This is a genomic window from Paenibacillus whitsoniae (assembly GCF_003955665.1).
Taxonomy (GTDB): domain Bacteria; phylum Bacillota; class Bacilli; order Paenibacillales; family NBRC-103111; genus Paenibacillus_E; species Paenibacillus_E whitsoniae.
On sequence record NZ_RXHU01000024.1, the window covers coordinates 67,116 to 83,063 of the forward strand.

Consider the following 15,948-nt stretch of genomic DNA (forward strand, 5'->3'; position numbering starts at 1 on the left):
AGGAATAACCTCCCAACGTTTTCCAACCCATAGTACTACAATACTACAAAGTCCGTCAATAATCTCCAGGAAAATACAGTTCCATAGTACTATTAAACTAAAAACTATCATCTAGGCTAAATAAAAACCGCCTTTAGTCCCGGAAGCCGCACTTCCGTCAAACTAATAAGCGGTTTTTCAGATCATACCCTGCATTTTCAACTTATTCGAGTTCCCTGCCCAGTTCTACACCGCGCCCCCTCCCGCCCCCACCGGCTTCCGAATCAGAAACGTCAGCGGAATCGCCAGCACGACCAGCACAGTGCCGATGATGAACACGTCCTGAATGCTGAGCGTTAGCGCGAGCGTGGCGTTATGACCATCCTTCCCGGCCCCCAGTTCGCTCAAATGCGTTACCGTACGGGATGAAAGCACCGTGCTGAAAATACTGACCGACAGCGCCGCCGTCCCTTGGCGAATCCAGTTCATCAGCGCAGACGCTTGACCGGACAGCTCGGAAGGCACGGCCGACATGGCCGAGTTCGTCACCGGCATGTTGCTCATCGCGATACCGATGTAGCGGATGGCGATCCACAGTACGATAAACCACGTTGCCGAGACGAGATCGAGACGGGACAATGCCCACGTGGAGATCCCCATCAGGAGGCATCCGAATAAAATCAGGCGAAACGGGCCGACTTTATGGTATATTTTACCAACCGCCATCGAGATCAGAGCCATCGCCAACGTGCCCGGCAGCATGACAAGGCCCGTGTGGAGGGTGTTGGCGTTTTGAATTTTTTGCATATAGATAGGGATTAAGAAAGTACCTGCGTATAAAGAAATCGTAATCGCGCAGTTTAGAATTAAGCTATACGTATATCTCGCGTTCTGCAGCAGCGTCATATTCAGCAGCGGGGCCGCTACCCGGCGCGAACGGAGAACAAAATACCCGATGAAAAGCACCCCCACACCCATGAGAGACATCGTTTTCCAGGACGTCCAGCCCCAATCGTGGCTTTGGGAAAAGGAAATCAATAGCGAGCTGGTGCCTACAATAACGGAGATGAAGCCGACGACTTCAAGCGACAACCCCTTGCTGAGACGATAAAACGGAATATACCGCTGCGCCGCAAACAACGCCATCAGGCCAATCGGCACGTTCATGAGGAACAGCGCATGCCAACCGTAAGACTCGGTCAACCAGCCGCCGATCGTCGGCCCAAATGCCGGCGCCAGCATGGCGGAAACGCTCCACAAGCTGATCGCGGAAGCTTGCTTTTCCTTGGGGATGACCTGATAAATAATCGTCATCGTGGTCGGCATAATGATGCCGCTGAAAATGCCCTGAATAATCCGAAACACAATCAAGGAGTGGATGTTCCAGGCAAAAATGCAAAGCAGGGACGCGGCCGTAAATCCGCCTAGCGCATAGACATACAGGCGCTTGTAGCTGAGTCTGTCGCCCAGAAAACCGATAATCGGGGCAATAACCCCCGTCGCAAGCATAAAGCCGGACATCAGCCACTGAACTGTGTTCAGCGAGGCGCTGAAATCGTCCATGAACACCGGCAGCGCGACGTTGATGCTGGTCGTACTGAGGGTGGCCATAAAGTTGCCGAAGAATATCGCGAAAATAATGCTCCAAAATGACACTGACGCGGGCTTTTCCTGAGTCATGGGGTTGCTCTCCTTTTTACGCATGCTGAAGTTCCGTCCAAATCAGTTGCAATGGCAACTATTAAAGTTGTATTATACAACGATCTCTGGCATTGTCAATAACCACTTGCGCTTCCAGCCCTGTTATTACACAATATGAGATAGCCCCAGCAAGGCTACATGCAAAATGAGGTGCCCTATCTATGACGCCCGAAGAAATGATTGAATATCAGCTCGCAATTTTGCTCCGACATGTCACGTCAACTTCGATTCATAAAAAGATCGGCGTACTCGACCGCTCGGCTTATTTGCTGCTCCATCAGATCGGCAAGCAAGGCTCCGCCAGCGTCAAAGCGCTTGCCGACAGCTCCAAGCTGGACATTTCCACGGTGAGCCGTCAAACCGCCGCTCTGGAGCAGCGTGAATATGTCTACCGCATTCCTGACCCGAACGATGGACGCTCCTACTCGCTCAAAATGACGCCCTACGGCGAGGAACAGCTCGCCGAGCATCGGAAAGCCCGCGCAGAGCGCATCAGCGAGCTGACCGCAACATGGACGCCGGAGGAACGACAGGTGTTTGGTGAACTGCTTACGAAGCTGAACCTGAACTTTTTATAAGAAGGGGCTCAGGCCCTCTTCACAAGGTCTTGCAGCCCGGCGGAACAAAAGAGCACGCCCCGTCGGCCCGTGCTCACCAGAAGCTCCCCTTCCGCCAAATGGAGGGGGAGCTTTTTGACATCGCCGCTGCGGCAGGAGTTTGCCGAAATTCCGCCGCGCGGCGGATGACGTGGACCGGGATGGGCTTGCGCTCATCATGGAAGGCAAATAATGTGAACGGCGCTTTTCGCGCATGGCGTAGAAGCGTTCGTTACAAACTACTTCAACAACCTTAATTTTTCTAATTGACATGGAACCGCAATCATTTTTATAATAGTTCGCATGCGAAATATTAGCATAAGAACTAATGGCGGTTGTCAAAATCGCCTAAGCGTAAGGAATGAATGAAGATGGATGATCGCCAGCAGCAGCGCACGCTGCAAATTATTCAGTCTTTCCGCGAAGTGAATCAGGTCTTTCATAAGCTGCTGACGAAAGTCGCCGGGGAGCTTGATCTGACGCCGATTCAGTATATTGTCCTGAAAATGCTGGCGGATCGCCCCTCGATTATGCAATCCGAGCTGGCGGCTTGTCTGTATGTCAGCGCGAGCACCACGAGCGGCGTCATTGACCGCATGGTCGCGGCCAATTTAGTATCCCGCGAGCGCTCGAGCACGGATCGGCGTTCCGTTTTCATAAAGCTTCTTGCGGAAGGCAGGCGCAAGCTGCAGTTGATCCAGGAGAGACAGCTGAAGCATTTTGCGCCTCTACAGGATATGGTACAAGATCAACTGGATGACCTGCTTCGCACGCAAGCACAAATCGTGCAAATCCTGCACAAAGAACTGGAGGAACATACCCACTATGAGTAACACCGCAACAACTGCGCTCAAAAGAGGCCCGATTGTCGCTTCTTTACTTATCGCGGCGTTTGTCGCTTTGCTGGCTCAAACGCTGCTCAACGTTGCCCTGCCGAAAATGATGGCCGATCTGAACGTGAACGAAAACACGATTCAATGGCTCATCAATGGATACATGCTGGTTAACGGTGTCTTGGTCCCGGTCAGCGCTTATTTGATTTCGAAATTTACAACACGCCGTCTCTTTCTGGTCGCTTCCGGCTTTTTCGCCGTAGGGACAATTATCGCGGCGGTAGCGCCAGGTTTTAGCGTTCTGCTGGTAGGACGCTTGATTCAAGCCGTAGGCGCAGGCATCTTGATGCCGCTTATGACCATCGTCTTCCTGACCATCTTCCCGGTTGCCGAACGCGGCAAAGCGATGGGGCTGATGGGGATTGCTATGATTTTCGCACCGGCCGTAGGCCCGACGCTGTCCGGTTGGATCGTTGAACACCACTCCTGGCGCGTGTTATTCTATATTATTTTGCCATTATCGCTATTTGCTTTCATTTTCGGCTTCTTCTCCATGAAAAACGTCATCAAAACCTCGTCGCCTAAGCTCGATACACTCGGCGTCATCTTGTCCACGATCGGTTTCGGGGGTATCCTGTACGGATTCTCAGACGCCGGTTCCGCCGGTTGGGGCAGCGCAACGGTTGTCAGCTGTCTAGTCGTTGGCGGGGTCGCCTTGGCATTGTTCGTCTGGCGCGAGCTCACGGTTGAGAAACCGCTGCTGGAGCTGCGTGTTTTCAAATACAACATGTTCTCACTGACGACCATCATTAACGTCATCATCACAATGTCCATGTTCTCGGCGATGATTTTGCTGCCGATCTTCCTGCAAAACATCCGCGGCTTCTCGCCGATCAAGTCCGGCTTGCTGCTTTTGCCGGGTGCCATTCTGATGGGGATCATGTCCCCGATTACCGGGATCATTTTCGATAAAATCGGCGCGCGCTGGCTGGCCGTCGTCGGTCTCATCATCACGACGATCACCACTTTTGAGTTCAGCCATCTGACGGTCGATTCTACTTACTCTCACATGATGCTCATTTACACGGCACGGATGTTCGGGATGTCCATGCTGATGATGCCGATTCAAACCGCAGGTCTCAACCAGCTGCCGAGAAGATTGAACGCGCATGGCTCCGCGATGTCGCAGACCCTTCGTAACATCGCCGGTGCCCTGGGTACGGCCCTGCTTGTGACCGTTATGACGAACGCTGCGACGTCCCGTGCCAAAGATCTCATCATCGAAGGCAAAATCGATCCGAAAGACGCCGCGAAAATGGCCGACGTGACGCAGCATGCGACCGTGTACGGCATTAACTTCGCGTTCGAAGTCGCGACGTTCATGACCATCGCTGCGCTGATCCTTGCGTTCTTCATTAAGAAAACATCGCCGCCTGAAGAGCCGGCAACTGCCGCGGCTGCACCGGGTCAGGTGCAGGAAGCGAAATAACAAGCCGCTCCCGCGGCTTGAGGTAGATGGGCCACCCCTGCGAGACACGGTCTCGTAGGGGTGGTTTTTTATGCATGTGCTTGTGCCTCTGTATGCCTGGTAATGATCATGGAACGAGGAACCGAGAAAGCTTTAGGATGGATCATCAAGCCTGCAAAAAAGCAGGTATTTTCCTCTTTCCCATCCTGATTTGAGAAAAAGCCTGCAAAACGGCAGGAATCCCCAGTGAACTCCCCGGTTTGAGCGATCTCGGCATAAAAAACCTGCTCTATCGCAGGCATTTTGTGAAACATCTCCTTTTTGTGAAAAAAGCCTGTCTTTTCGCAGGAATTTCTTTCTCCTCTTCGATAAGCAACAGTAATCTAAGTGGTAACAGGATTTTATGTAGAACAGGCAGTAAATGCAAAAAAGTGGTGCTGAGGTGCCTTATGGGGCACTCCAACACCACTTTTTCTACCCAACTGCCGGCTAAAAGCCGATTGCCGACGCTTACTGCCCCTGCGGCGCCTGACCGCCGCCCTGCATCATACGCCCACCGCCTGGCCCGCGGCCACCTCCACCGCCACCTCCGCCCGGCATGCCCATGCCGCTTTTCGCTTCGGTGACGCCGGACTCGTTTAGCCACGTAATGACCTTCGCGGCGTCAAAGCCAACGATTTTCGTGCCGCCAGTGTACGATCCGCCCGAATACAATCCATGCGCCGCGGTGCCGCTGGCCGAGCCGCCCGTGTACACCGTATACGCGCCGCTCGATGTCATGCTCGGCGTGCTGACGTACACGGACTGGTAGCTCTTCGACGGCGCAAAGGTCACAATATCCTTGCCGTCCTTGTCCTGCAGGTGGAAGATTGTACCCGCCTTTTGTGCCTGCGTGAACGTCATCATAACACCCGCTTGCGTCGACGTATCGGACGCCGCCTGCGCCATGCCCGAGCTGCCTGCGGCGATCAGCGTGCCGCCGGTCATCACGAACGTGCCGTCATAATCGAGCGGCCCGTTGCCGTTCATGGTCGGTCCGTTCACGATAACGGTGCCGCCCGACATTTCGATGGACCCGTTCGCATCCAGTCCATCGCCCGCGGCGTCCACCGTCAAGGTGCCGCCGGTAATGGTCAGCTTGTTCGTGGAGGAGGACCCGCCTCCAGCACCGCCTGGTATGCCAGGCCCACCGCCTTGGCCGCTTGGCATCCCTTGACTTGCCGTCCCGCCTTGGCCGCCAATTCCGCCAGCAGGCGGTTGGCCTCCAGCGCTAGGCGCGCCACCCTCGCCCGACGTCTCACTGCTGCCGCTCGCGGCGTTCACGCCATCGTCCGAGGCAACGACATTCGTCGTTCCGCCGGCCACCACAATACTCGGCGCCTCAAGCCCCTCATTCGACTTCGCAATGTCGATAGTGCCGCCGGCAATTTCGAGCGCCAAGTCAGCATGGATACCGTCGTCTCCGGCGTTGATCTTGTAATCGCCGCCGGTAATCACGATGCCGCCGCTGCTGTGCAGTGCATCTTCGCCGGATGTGATTGCGAATGTTCCGCCCGAAACGGCGATCACGCCTTCGGAGCCCTCTTTGTCGTTCGTCGTTTTCATCCCGTGACCGGTCGCACTGATCGTCAAGCTGCCGTCCTTCACGGCCACCAGGTCACGGCCCATTACGGCGTCATCCGCCGCCTGCACACTGAGCTGTCCGCCTGTGATTTTCAGCTTATCCTTGCTGGTGATCCCGTTGTTGTAATTTCCCTGCACAGTCAACTTCCCGCTGCCGTTAATCGTCATGTCGTCTTTGCTGAAAATGGCAGCATTCGGTTCATCGGACGAAGCGTCCTCAAAGATATAGGTTTTGCCATCGGAAACCGTATTCGTCGTCCCGTCAGGGAGCGAGATAATAAGCTTGCCGGCTTCTTTTACATAAATCGCGGAAGACGTCTCATTGTGAAGCTCCACTCCGTTCAATACGAGTCTTACAACACTTTTATCTGCGACATCGATCTTTATTTGACCATTGTCTAATTTTCCACTCAACACATAAGTACCAGCCTTCGTTACCGTAACTGAACTGTCTTTCACTTCAACGCCGGAACCGTCTACCGTCGCACCCGAACCGCTTAACGCAATCTTCGTCACGGCTCCTGTTGACCAGTCGGAGTAAGTATCGTCCGCGTCATAACTCACATTTTTCGCCGTATCCAGACTCGCCAACACCGTAGCGCTGGAGGTCTTTGCGGCCGTAGTCGAGGCCGGTGCTGTCGCTGTTGCCGGTGCCTCCCCGCCGGATGCCGCCCCCTCCTCCTGACTGCATGCCGCCAGCATCATGACGCACAACAGCGCAACGCCGGATTGTTTCACCAATAAAGATTTTTTCATAGGTCATCTTCCTCTCTTTTCAAAATGGTTATTAATACTCCTGTGTCACAGGATTCATCGTTAACGTAATATCAAGATTGCCGTTGCGCGTGCGGATCGCATCCAGGAACTCCTTCTGGTTCGTCAAATGTTCGATCGTGACGGCGTACACCAACTCATACAAGCTGCCAAGCTCGGTCGTTCTGACTTTTCTAAGTTCATAGGCAATGTTAAATTGGCGAAAAATCTCATCAAACGCTTCCTCATAGCCGAGGTTTTCGGGAATCGTGACTTTAAGCAGTTTTTGCGTCGCTGTCTTTTCACCAAACTTGATCACTTTCAGAACAAACATCAGTACACAAAGCACGACAGTGAACAACACAGCGTAACCAAACGCCCCAACCCCTGATGCAAGCCCTGCGGCCATTGTGAACAGGACGAAAGCGATATCTTTCGGATCCCCTGGCGCGCTTCGGAAACGAATTATCGAGAAAGCGCCGGCCAGCGAGAATGCGCGGGCTATGTTGCTGCCAATAAGCAGAATGATGATGGCGACAATCGCCGGAAGCACAACCATCGTCAGCGTAAAGCTCTGCGTGTAATTCGGCTGCGTTTTGCGGTAAGTGAAAGAGATCATGGCACCTAGCACAATGGAAATCACCATCGTCAGCAGGGCTGTCGACATCGTTAGCTCTGCGCTCGTCGATACTTGGGAGAATAGTGAATCGATCATAAGAGAATTCGCTCCTTTAGCTGAGGGTTATTTCGTCGGTTTTTCTTGTATTCATTGCCATATTTCGAAAAGCTCGTGCGAAACATGAGATGCTCGCTCAGCAGGCGGGATAACCAGATCGGAATCGTTTTCTCCGCCTTGACCTCCATCAGCCATTGACCGCTCTCAAGCAATTGCTCGCCGAAGTCTCCGTTTTCCAGCTTGACGTCATATCGTCTGGACCGAATATTCGTATCGAACGTAATCCGCAAATCCCGATTCCCCCGACAAAACATCGCCATCCGGTCATAAGCCAGATACACTTTCGGCATCAGCGTGTACCGGCCGAGGAAATAATCAATCTCCTGCAGCACCTGCTTATTCATATAAGGCTGATACGCTGGCATGATGCCCGTACGGATGTACGCGTACGCTTCGTTCAGCTTGAGCGCCGTCCGTCGTTTGTTGACGAGGCCGAATACCTTTTTCTTCAGTTCCAGATACACCTTGCCATCCGGCTGCGGCACGCCGTAAGCGCGGATGCGCAGCTTTTCCTTGTATTTCGGCTTCGACAGGCTCGTACGAATCAAAGCGTCATGCTCAGTATCATAATAAATGTTGCTGATCGCATAAAATTGGCCGTTCTTGTTATTTTCATCCCACTCCATGTACTCCAGCAGTCGATTGTACAATCGCTCGAAAGCCAGCTGATCCATTAAGTACTTATTTTCATATCGGTTAAAAACTTCAATTGCCATGTGTCTCGGCCCCTTCCACTTAACGTTGTATCGCTGTGCCATGGCTTTATCTTAGGGCTCGAACCTTTAACGAAACTTAAATGATTGAACCATTTCTTTCCTGCGGCAAGGACTCGTGCTACGATGAAACTTAAGGTTGATTAAAGGTTGCATCTCTACTATAAGAAGCAACACATCACATGCCGCCTCCAAGCGGCAAAGGAGAGATGGGCATGCGCATCCTGATCGTCGAAGATGAAATTCATCTCGCTGAAGCGTTAACGCAAATTTTGAAAAAACATAACTACTCCGTCGACACCGTCCATGACGGGCAGTCGGGTCTCGATAACGCGCTGAGCGGGATTTATGATTTAGTTTTGCTGGACATTATGCTGCCGGAGAAGGATGGGATCACCGTTCTTCGCAAGCTGCGCGGCCAAGGTGTGGCTACACCGGTCATTCTGCTGACGGCCAAAGGGGAAACTTCCGATAAAATCGCGGGACTCGATCACGGGGCAGACGATTATGTTGCCAAGCCTTTTTCAACGGAAGAGCTGTTGGCTCGCATCCGCGCGGCGCTAAGGCGCAAAGGCGAGGTGCTGCCGGAGGACGGATTGAAATTCGGAGATCTTGAACTGAATACGAATACGTTGAAGCTGACCTGCAAGGGGAAGGAGATGAAGCTTATTTTAAAAGAAAGCGAACTGTTGGAGCTCCTGATCACCCGGAAGACCGCCGTCACCTCCAAAGAGCAAATCATCGAGAAGCTGTGGGGGTTCGATTCGGAGGCCGAGCATAACAATGTGGAAGTGTATATTTCTTTTTTACGCAAAAAATTAACCTTCCTCCAATCCGCTGTCCGCATCAACACGCTGCGCGGCGTCGGTTACGTATTGGAGGCGGCTGAGTGATGTTTACGAAGCTTCGGAATCGGTTCCTTATCTTGAATCTGGTCATCATCTCCGTCATGATGCTGGCCGCCTTCGCGGCGATCTATACGATCACGTATGGGAACGTGCACCGCGACATCCAGATGGAACTCGGGAAGGTCTCGGATTTCCTGCATAGCCCGGATGGCGGCGGCGGTCAAGGCAAGCCGCACCGCGTCGGGGACAAAGGCAGGTCGCCGATGTTTGATGACGGCATGGGGCCACCGGCAGAGCGCTCCGTCTCCTTCTCTTTGCAGACCGACGTCCATTGGGCGATTACGTCGACAAACTCTCGTTTCGATATGGACGAGGATTTCTACACCGATGCCATTGCCAAGGTGTCCTCCGGCCCCGCGAATGGCGGACAGTTCACGCTGGACGGTAACCGTTGGGCCTACAAGGTGGATTTGACGCCTAACGGCTATTCCGTCGTTTTCCTTGATGTCACTGCCCAGGTCAAAATTCTCACCACCCTCATCTACACGTTCCTGATCGTGGGGTTGGTGATGCTCGTGGTCATTTATTTTACGAGCCGCTTCTTTGCCAACCGGTCGATTGCGCCCGTGCGGGAAGCGTTCCACCGGCAAAAGCAATTCATCGCCGACGCCTCGCACGAGCTGAAAACGCCGCTAGCGGTCATCAACACGAACGCCGATGTGCTGCTCGCGAATAGCGAGGACACCATCGCGCAGCAGGCGAAGTGGCTGCAACATATCAAATCGGAGACCGAGCGCATGAAGACACTCACTAACGACTTGCTGTACCTCACGGAGATGGACGACGCGCGGATGCAAATGATCGTGACGCCGGTCAATCTGAGCGACGCCGTGGAGGGCGTACTGCTCGCGATGGAGGCCGTCTCCTTCGAGAAAGACATCGCGCTGAGCTACGACATCGAGCCGGAACTCACCGTGCGCGGCAGCAGCGAGCAGCTGGGGCAAGTCGTGATGATCCTGCTGGACAACGCGATTAAATACACGAACCCGAAGGGCAGCATCGCCTTGTCGCTGCGCAAGCGGCATAATGATGCGCTCCTGACGGTGACGAACACGGGGCCGGGCATCGCGCCCGAGCACCTGGAGCATATCTTCGACCGCTTCTATCGTGCCGACCCGTCCCGCTCCCGCAAAATGGGCGGCTACGGCCTCGGCCTCGCGATCGCGAAGTCGATCGTCGAGCAACACAGCGGCCGCATCAGCGCGAAGAGCGTTGTCGGCGAATCGACAACGTTCACCGTGCAGCTGCCGCTGGGCGCGTAGCGCGCCTCAACATACAAAAAAGGTTGCCCCTCGGTCATCACGACCTTGGGCAACCTTTTTTCACCTTACGAATGCTGTTCCTTCACAGGCACATGACCTGCATCTTCCGCTGGTGCCTTCACGCGCTTGATGAAGAAGCTCAGTACAAGCGCGATCAAGCCGATCCAGAAGCCGATCAGGAACGCGTCATGCAACCCCGCCACAAGCCCTTCGGCCGGGTTCGGATTCGCCGCCGTCTCCATGTACTTCTTCGTGCCGGACGACATGATCGAGATGAACAACGCCGTGCCGATGGCGCCCGCCACCTGCTGCAGCGTGTTCAGAATCGCCGTACCGTGCGGGTATAAGTGACGCGGCAGCTCGTTGAGCCCCGTCGTCTGCGCCGGCATCATCACCAGCGAGATCCCGATAAGTAGAATAATATGCAGGGTGACAACATAACCGGCTGTCGTCGAAACCGTAATGCCAGTGAACAGCCACACGGCCAGCATCACCAGGATAAGCCCTGGAATCACAAGGACACGCGGCCCGAACTTGTCGAACAGCTTCCCGGAGATCGGCGCCATGATCCCGTTGATCACACCGCCCGGCATTAGCGTTAAGCCGGCTTTGAACGCCGTCATCATCAGCGCCGTCTGCAGGAACAGCGGCAGCAGAATCATCGTCGAGAATAACGTCATCATGAGCACCAGCATCATGATCGTCACCAGCGTAAACATCGGATATTTGAACGCGCGCAGATTCAGGATCGGTTCCTTCATCAGCATTTGACGAATCACGAACAGCACCACAGCGATGCCGCCGACGACGATCGTCCATACCACCTCAGGCGCTGACCAAGAGCCTTCGCCCGCTTTACTAAAGCCATACACGATGCCGCCAAAGCCGATGCTCGACAGCAAAATAGACAAAATATCAACCTTCGGTTTCGTAATATCGGAAACATTCTTCAAATAGGCGGCCGCAAAAATGACGGAGAATAACGCCAGCGGTGTTACCAGGTAAAATAGCCAGCGCCAGTCAAGCTGGTCAATAATGAGCCCCGCCAATGTCGGCCCGATCGCCGGTCCGAACATGATGACCAGACCGATCATCCCCATGGCGCCGCCACGTTTCTCTGGAGGGAAAATAACAAGAATCGTATTCATCATGACCGGAAGCATAAGCCCCGTTCCAATTGCCTGCACGACCCGACCCACGAGCAGCATGCTAAATATCGGTGCAGTTCCGCAAATAACCGTACCGACAAGGAATAGAATCATAGCTGTTAAAAACATCTGCCGCGTTGTAAACCATTGCTGCAAAAGGGCCGTAACCGGGACAAGCACCCCGATAACCAGCATATATGCCGTAGACAGCCACTGAATCGTCGCCGGCAGGACGCCAAATTCCTTCATCAGATCCGGGAAAGCAATGTTCAGCAGCGTTTCATTCAAAATCGCTACAAAAGCGCCAATCACCAGCGCAGCGACAATCGGCCCCCGCTTGATGCCGCTCAGGTCGGCAGAGCCGCCGGCCTCACTTGATATGTTCACAATTCATCCTCCTCTATCCTATCCATTTTTTTCAAGTACCCCAACCATCTTACCAAATATCGAAGACGCGAACAAGAACCGAACATTAATTACAATTATTTTTTCCGACCTGCCGTTTTTTTACCTTTGGTAAATGAGACCGTCCATGGCTATTCCCCCGCGAGGGCATAAGTTCACAAGGGGTTTGAAATATTAAATGCTGACGGATTCAGCATCCAAGTTCGTGTACAAAAGGAGAAACCTATGCTACGAGTACTGGTCATTAACGCGCACCCCAAGGTTGCGATTGAGAAGTCCAAGAGCCTGCAAGTCGCCCGCCATTTTAAAGAGAAGCTCCATGAGCTCGAGCCCACGGCGGCAATCGAAACGCTGGAGCTGTACGGCAACGACATTCCTGTCGTAGACGGCGTCGTCCTTAGTGCATGGGGCAAGCTGGCAGCAGGCGAAGATTTGAGTGAAACGGAGCACAAAATTACCCATCGCATGGGCGAGCTGCTGGAGAAGTTCAAATGGGCCAATCGCTACGTATTTGTGCTGCCTCTCTACAATTTCAACATTCCCTCCAAGTTGAAGGATTACCTGGACAACGTTCTGATCGCCCGCGAAACCTTCGCTTACGGCGAGAATGGTCCGATCGGGCTGCTAAACGACGGCCGCAAGGTGTTGGTGATTCAGGCGAGCGACGGGATCTATTCCCAGGGCGGCTGGTACGCCGATGTCGAATTTTCTCATAAGTATTTGAAAATGATTTCCACCTTCGTCGGGATCGATGATTATACGATTATCCGCGCAGAAGGCGGCGCGAGACTCGAGAGGGAAGCCATTCTCAGCAAAGCGAAGCAGGAAGCCGAGGAAGCGGCGAGGCATTTTGCCGCTCATTCGGGGGTTACTACTTAAACACGAGCCAGCGTGCAATCTATTGGCAGTTTAAAGTGAAGCGTAAAGGATCCTTACGTCCCTTACGCTTTTTTGCTGCGCCTGCCCCTCTTCCTTTAGGTAAAATTTATGCATCTATTTGTCGAATTATGGTATCATCGAATCGTTGAAAGTACTCCTGAACAAAAGGTGGCCAGATGATGAACGCGCTTGATACTTTGCATCGCCGCAATAAACTGCTTGTGAATATTATTTGGGGGATGCTGCTGCTTGGCTTGGCGGTCGATGTCCTCACTGGGGCCGGAACGGATTCCATGATCATGCTGCTGCTGGTGGGAACCGTCACTTGCGGCATTGCAACCGTCCTTACGTACAAACGATGGCTAACCACCTATATCATGTTTATCCTATCCGCCATCATTACGCTGCTTACGCTGCTGCTGATGCTGACCGGCCCGATACTAACGACTTACTTGCTGGTCTATGTCAACCTGGCGATCATGACCTTGTACGCAAGCTCCCGGGCCATCGCATTCTCCAGCCTCATGGGCGTCCTGCTCACGACATACTTCTTCCTCAGCCCTGATCGGACCGCCATATTCGGGGATAACGCACCCATGACAATGTATATGTATTTCGCCTTATTCGCTTTGCCGCTCTTTGTCTCCACCCGGTTCAGCGAAAAGCTGCAGAAAGAGATGCATAAGCAAAGCGAGCACGCCATCGAGGAAAAAAATAAGTCGGACGACCTCATTCAACAGGTCTCCGCTTCGCTGGCTATGCTGCATGCGTTCAGCTCGAACCTGAAACAGAATGCGACATCCACGGGCACGATTTCCCGGGAGGTGACCGCTGCCTTCGGTGAAATCACCGCCAGCACGGAAACGCAGACCGCCAGTATTACAGACATCAGCGAATCGATTACCGCGATTGAGCAATCCGTCGCCTCCTTGGCGAACCGTGCTACGGAAATGAGTCAGCTCTCCATGTCGACGGCACAGCTTACGGCATCGGGGCGTGAGGAAGCAGCATCCCTCGAAGCGCAAATGACGCAAGCCCATCAGACGATCGACTCGTCTGTGCACCTGATGAATGAGCTCGACAGCCAAAGCTCGCTCATCCGCGACATCGTCGCGTCGATCAAGCACATTTCGACGCAGACGAACTTGCTCGCGCTGAACGCCGCCATTGAGGCGGCGCGAGCCGGCGAGCATGGACGCGGCTTCGCTGTCGTGTCCAATGAAATTCGCAAGCTGGCGGAGTCCTCCCAGCAATCAACGGAACAGATCGAGGGGATTCTCGAAGATATCCGCTCCAAAACGTCGCAGGCCGCCGCGCAAGTCCTGCAGGGCCAGCACTCCGTGGCCAGCGGAAGCGAGGCCGCGCAGAAAGTGATCCAAGTGATGCGCGCGCTTGCGCGCGACGCCAGTCACTTGGAGAGCCAGTCGGCGCAGGTGAACAGCGCCGCGGACGGACTGAACCGCGAGTATACGCGGATCACGGATCAGATGGTGACGATTGCCGGCATCACCGAGGAGAACATGGCATCCATCCAGGAGATGTCCGCCAATATGCAGACGCAGGACAGCCGCATCCGCGACATTCTGGAGAGCTTCCTGCAGCTCGACACGCTGACGAACGACTTGGCTCGGATGGCCAAGCGGTAAATAAAGAGCTAGGCCCTGTTTGCCGGGGCCTAGCTCTTTTATACTTACTCTGCTTCCCCGACCACGGTGAAGCGTGCGTTCTCATGCTGCGGCTGCTCGATTTCATCCACGATGGCAATGGCATAGTCCGCGTAGCTGACGTAGCTGTCCCCCTTGCTGTTCACGAGCAAATGCTCGTTCCCTTTGCGGTAAGCGCCGGTGCGCTTGCCGTCCGGGTTAAAAAACGCCGAAGGACTGACGAATGTCCATCGGATGCCCGAGGCTTCCCGCAAATCTTGCAGATTTTGCGCTTGATTGAGCGCCGTCGCCTTGTACAGCTCCGGAAAATCCGGCGTGTCGACCACGCGCAGCGTCATCGCTTCGTCGACATACAGACTACCCGCCCCGCCGACGACGATCAGGCGGGTGTTCGGTGCGCCTTGCAGCGCTGCAATCAACGCACGCCCCGCTTCCACGTGCAGATGCTCTTGGCCTGGCGCCGCGCCGAACGCATTAACGACGACGTCGAAGCCGCCAAGATCCTGTGCCGTCAGTTCGAAGACGTCTTTGGCCAACACCGCTGCGCCCTCCGGCGCTTTTCCCGCATTCCGCACAATCGCCGTCACTTCATGCCCTCTCGCTGCCGCTTCCTCCACAATCACACGGCCTGCTTTGCCGCTAGCCCCAATCACACCAATTTTCATTGTACTCTGCCTCCTATTCAAATGTATGATCATCGATCTATTTTGCGAAAAGGGATCCTGTTCTTATGCCTGTCTCGTTGTAATCACATAAGTTACAACAAATGCAGCAGAAGGCGGCAGTTACGTTGCCGTACGCTTCGCCTTAATCTCCTGGGCCAGAACCTCGACCAGTTCTTTCATCGTGATTTCCCGGAGCACACCTTCCATCGCCGATTGTGCCTTCACCAGCAGGAGCCGGAGCACCTGCTCAATATTCGCGCCAACTTCGCACGCGGGATTCGGCTGCTCATGCAGATGAAACAGCTTGCCCTCTTCCACCACATCGACGGCATGGAACACATCCAACAGCGTAACCTCTTCCAGGCTGCGCGCCAGCGTGGCCCCGCCGCTGCCGGCGCGGACGTTGACCAAACCCGCTTTCTTCAAGTAGCCTAGCACCTTCCGAATAATCACCGGGTTCGTGCCAACGCTGCCTGCGATCCACTCAGAAGTATGATGCTCGGTCGGATGAATGGCAAGCAGCGAAAGAATATGCACGCCAATGGAAAACCTGCTGCTGATTTGCATGTTGAACACCCTTTCGTTGTAATCATTATAGTTACAACTGAACATCTC

15 protein-coding genes are annotated in these 15,948 nt (G+C 54.0%); 7 read left to right on the forward strand and 8 right to left on the reverse strand.

Annotation, left to right across the window (positions count from 1 at the left end; all coding sequences use genetic code 11):
• Window positions 1–225 precede the first annotated feature (225 nt).
• A complete protein-coding gene (locus tag EJQ19_RS09665) occupies window positions 226–1,659 on the reverse strand; it encodes an MDR family MFS transporter (protein ID WP_126141004.1) in 1,434 nt (477 codons plus the stop codon).
• A gap of 182 nt (window positions 1,660–1,841) precedes the next feature.
• On the opposite strand from EJQ19_RS09665, the gene EJQ19_RS09670 reads away from it, so the two are divergent.
• From EJQ19_RS09670 to EJQ19_RS09680, 3 genes are all read left to right on the forward strand, one after another.
• The gene (locus tag EJQ19_RS09670) at window positions 1,842–2,258 is read left to right on the forward strand and encodes a MarR family winged helix-turn-helix transcriptional regulator (RefSeq protein WP_126141005.1); all 417 of its coding nucleotides are present in this window, start codon (window positions 1,842–1,844) and stop codon (window positions 2,256–2,258) included.
• Window positions 2,259–2,647: 389 nt separating this feature from the next.
• Window positions 2,648–3,109 (forward strand): MarR family winged helix-turn-helix transcriptional regulator, encoded by a 462-nt coding sequence (locus tag EJQ19_RS09675; RefSeq protein WP_164716431.1) that lies wholly within the window; start codon window positions 2,648–2,650, stop codon window positions 3,107–3,109.
• Window positions 3,102–4,598: a DHA2 family efflux MFS transporter permease subunit gene (locus tag EJQ19_RS09680; protein ID WP_126141007.1), complete on the forward strand. Its 1,497-nt coding sequence runs from the start codon at window positions 3,102–3,104 to the stop codon at window positions 4,596–4,598. Before EJQ19_RS09675 ends, EJQ19_RS09680 begins: the two co-directional genes overlap by 8 nt.
• A 68-nt stretch (window positions 4,599–4,666) precedes the next feature.
• On the opposite strand, the gene EJQ19_RS09685 is transcribed toward EJQ19_RS09680, so the two are convergent.
• The 4 genes from EJQ19_RS09685 to EJQ19_RS09700 form a co-directional block, all read right to left on the reverse strand.
• Window positions 4,667–4,879 carry a hypothetical protein gene (locus tag EJQ19_RS09685; protein ID WP_126141008.1) on the reverse strand — a complete coding sequence of 71 codons (213 nt, stop codon included), beginning with the start codon at window positions 4,877–4,879 and terminating at the stop codon, window positions 4,667–4,669.
• Window positions 4,880–5,087: 208 nt separating this feature from the next.
• Window positions 5,088–6,956 carry a carbohydrate-binding domain-containing protein gene (locus EJQ19_RS09690; RefSeq protein WP_241242815.1) on the reverse strand — a complete coding sequence of 623 codons (1,869 nt, stop codon included), beginning with the start codon at window positions 6,954–6,956 and terminating at the stop codon, window positions 5,088–5,090.
• A gap of 31 nt (window positions 6,957–6,987) precedes the next feature.
• On the reverse strand, window positions 6,988–7,668 hold the full coding sequence (locus EJQ19_RS09695) for a DUF4956 domain-containing protein (RefSeq protein ID WP_126141009.1): 681 nt from the start codon (window positions 7,666–7,668) through the stop codon (window positions 6,988–6,990).
• A complete protein-coding gene (locus EJQ19_RS09700) occupies window positions 7,665–8,405 on the reverse strand; it encodes a polyphosphate polymerase domain-containing protein (RefSeq protein ID WP_126141010.1) in 741 nt (246 codons plus the stop codon). Before EJQ19_RS09700 ends, EJQ19_RS09695 begins: the two co-directional genes overlap by 4 nt.
• A gap of 212 nt (window positions 8,406–8,617) precedes the next feature.
• Here EJQ19_RS09700 and EJQ19_RS09705 point away from each other — a divergent pair, with 212 nt between their 5' ends.
• A complete protein-coding gene (locus EJQ19_RS09705; protein ID WP_126141011.1) occupies window positions 8,618–9,295 on the forward strand; it encodes a response regulator transcription factor in 678 nt (225 codons plus the stop codon).
• The gene (locus EJQ19_RS09710) at window positions 9,295–10,572 is read left to right on the forward strand and encodes a sensor histidine kinase (RefSeq protein ID WP_126141012.1); all 1,278 of its coding nucleotides are present in this window, start codon (window positions 9,295–9,297) and stop codon (window positions 10,570–10,572) included. Before EJQ19_RS09705 ends, EJQ19_RS09710 begins: the two co-directional genes overlap by 1 nt.
• Before the next feature lie 65 nt (window positions 10,573–10,637).
• Here EJQ19_RS09710 and EJQ19_RS09715 read toward each other — a convergent pair whose 3' ends face one another.
• The gene (locus tag EJQ19_RS09715; RefSeq protein ID WP_420901669.1) at window positions 10,638–12,071 is read right to left on the reverse strand and encodes a DHA2 family efflux MFS transporter permease subunit; all 1,434 of its coding nucleotides are present in this window, start codon (window positions 12,069–12,071) and stop codon (window positions 10,638–10,640) included.
• 279 nt (window positions 12,072–12,350) lie between these two features.
• On the opposite strand from EJQ19_RS09715, the gene EJQ19_RS09720 reads away from it, so the two are divergent.
• Both EJQ19_RS09720 and EJQ19_RS09725 read left to right on the forward strand, forming a co-directional pair.
• Entirely contained in the window at window positions 12,351–13,004 is a 654-nt protein-coding gene (locus EJQ19_RS09720; RefSeq protein WP_126141014.1) for an FMN-dependent NADH-azoreductase, read from the forward strand.
• A 176-nt stretch (window positions 13,005–13,180) separates the two neighbouring features.
• On the forward strand, window positions 13,181–14,650 hold the full coding sequence (locus tag EJQ19_RS09725) for a methyl-accepting chemotaxis protein (protein ID WP_241242816.1): 1,470 nt from the start codon (window positions 13,181–13,183) through the stop codon (window positions 14,648–14,650).
• Window positions 14,651–14,694: 44 nt separating this feature from the next.
• On the opposite strand, the gene EJQ19_RS09730 is transcribed toward EJQ19_RS09725, so the two are convergent.
• Window positions 14,695–15,333, reverse strand: a complete 639-nt coding sequence (locus tag EJQ19_RS09730; protein ID WP_126141015.1) for an NAD(P)-dependent oxidoreductase — start codon at window positions 15,331–15,333, stop codon at window positions 14,695–14,697.
• Between the two features lie 120 nt (window positions 15,334–15,453).
• The gene (locus tag EJQ19_RS09735; protein WP_126141016.1) at window positions 15,454–15,900 is read right to left on the reverse strand and encodes an Rrf2 family transcriptional regulator; all 447 of its coding nucleotides are present in this window, start codon (window positions 15,898–15,900) and stop codon (window positions 15,454–15,456) included.
• Window positions 15,901–15,948 lie beyond the last annotated feature (48 nt).

Bases quoted from the DNA above. Each gene is read 5' to 3' on its own strand.
- EJQ19_RS09665 (WP_126141004.1), bottom strand. From the start codon at position 1,659: ATGACTCAGGAAAAGCCCGCGTCAGTGTCATTTTGGAGCATTATTTTC.
- EJQ19_RS09670 (WP_126141005.1), top strand. From the start codon at position 1,842: ATGACGCCCGAAGAAATGATTGAATATCAGCTCGCAATTTTGCTCCGA.
- EJQ19_RS09675 (WP_164716431.1), top strand. From the start codon at position 2,648: ATGGATGATCGCCAGCAGCAGCGCACGCTGCAAATTATTCAGTCTTTC.
- EJQ19_RS09680 (WP_126141007.1), top strand. From the start codon at position 3,102: ATGAGTAACACCGCAACAACTGCGCTCAAAAGAGGCCCGATTGTCGCT.
- EJQ19_RS09685 (WP_126141008.1), bottom strand. From the start codon at position 4,879: ATGCCTGCGATAGAGCAGGTTTTTTATGCCGAGATCGCTCAAACCGGG.
- EJQ19_RS09690 (WP_241242815.1), bottom strand. From the start codon at position 6,956: ATGAAAAAATCTTTATTGGTGAAACAATCCGGCGTTGCGCTGTTGTGC.
- EJQ19_RS09695 (WP_126141009.1), bottom strand. From the start codon at position 7,668: ATGATCGATTCACTATTCTCCCAAGTATCGACGAGCGCAGAGCTAACG.
- EJQ19_RS09700 (WP_126141010.1), bottom strand. From the start codon at position 8,405: ATGGCAATTGAAGTTTTTAACCGATATGAAAATAAGTACTTAATGGAT.
- EJQ19_RS09705 (WP_126141011.1), top strand. From the start codon at position 8,618: ATGCGCATCCTGATCGTCGAAGATGAAATTCATCTCGCTGAAGCGTTA.
- EJQ19_RS09710 (WP_126141012.1), top strand. From the start codon at position 9,295: ATGTTTACGAAGCTTCGGAATCGGTTCCTTATCTTGAATCTGGTCATC.
- EJQ19_RS09720 (WP_126141014.1), top strand. From the start codon at position 12,351: ATGCTACGAGTACTGGTCATTAACGCGCACCCCAAGGTTGCGATTGAG.
- EJQ19_RS09725 (WP_241242816.1), top strand. From the start codon at position 13,181: ATGATGAACGCGCTTGATACTTTGCATCGCCGCAATAAACTGCTTGTG.
- EJQ19_RS09730 (WP_126141015.1), bottom strand. From the start codon at position 15,333: ATGAAAATTGGTGTGATTGGGGCTAGCGGCAAAGCAGGCCGTGTGATT.
- EJQ19_RS09735 (WP_126141016.1), bottom strand. From the start codon at position 15,900: ATGCAAATCAGCAGCAGGTTTTCCATTGGCGTGCATATTCTTTCGCTG.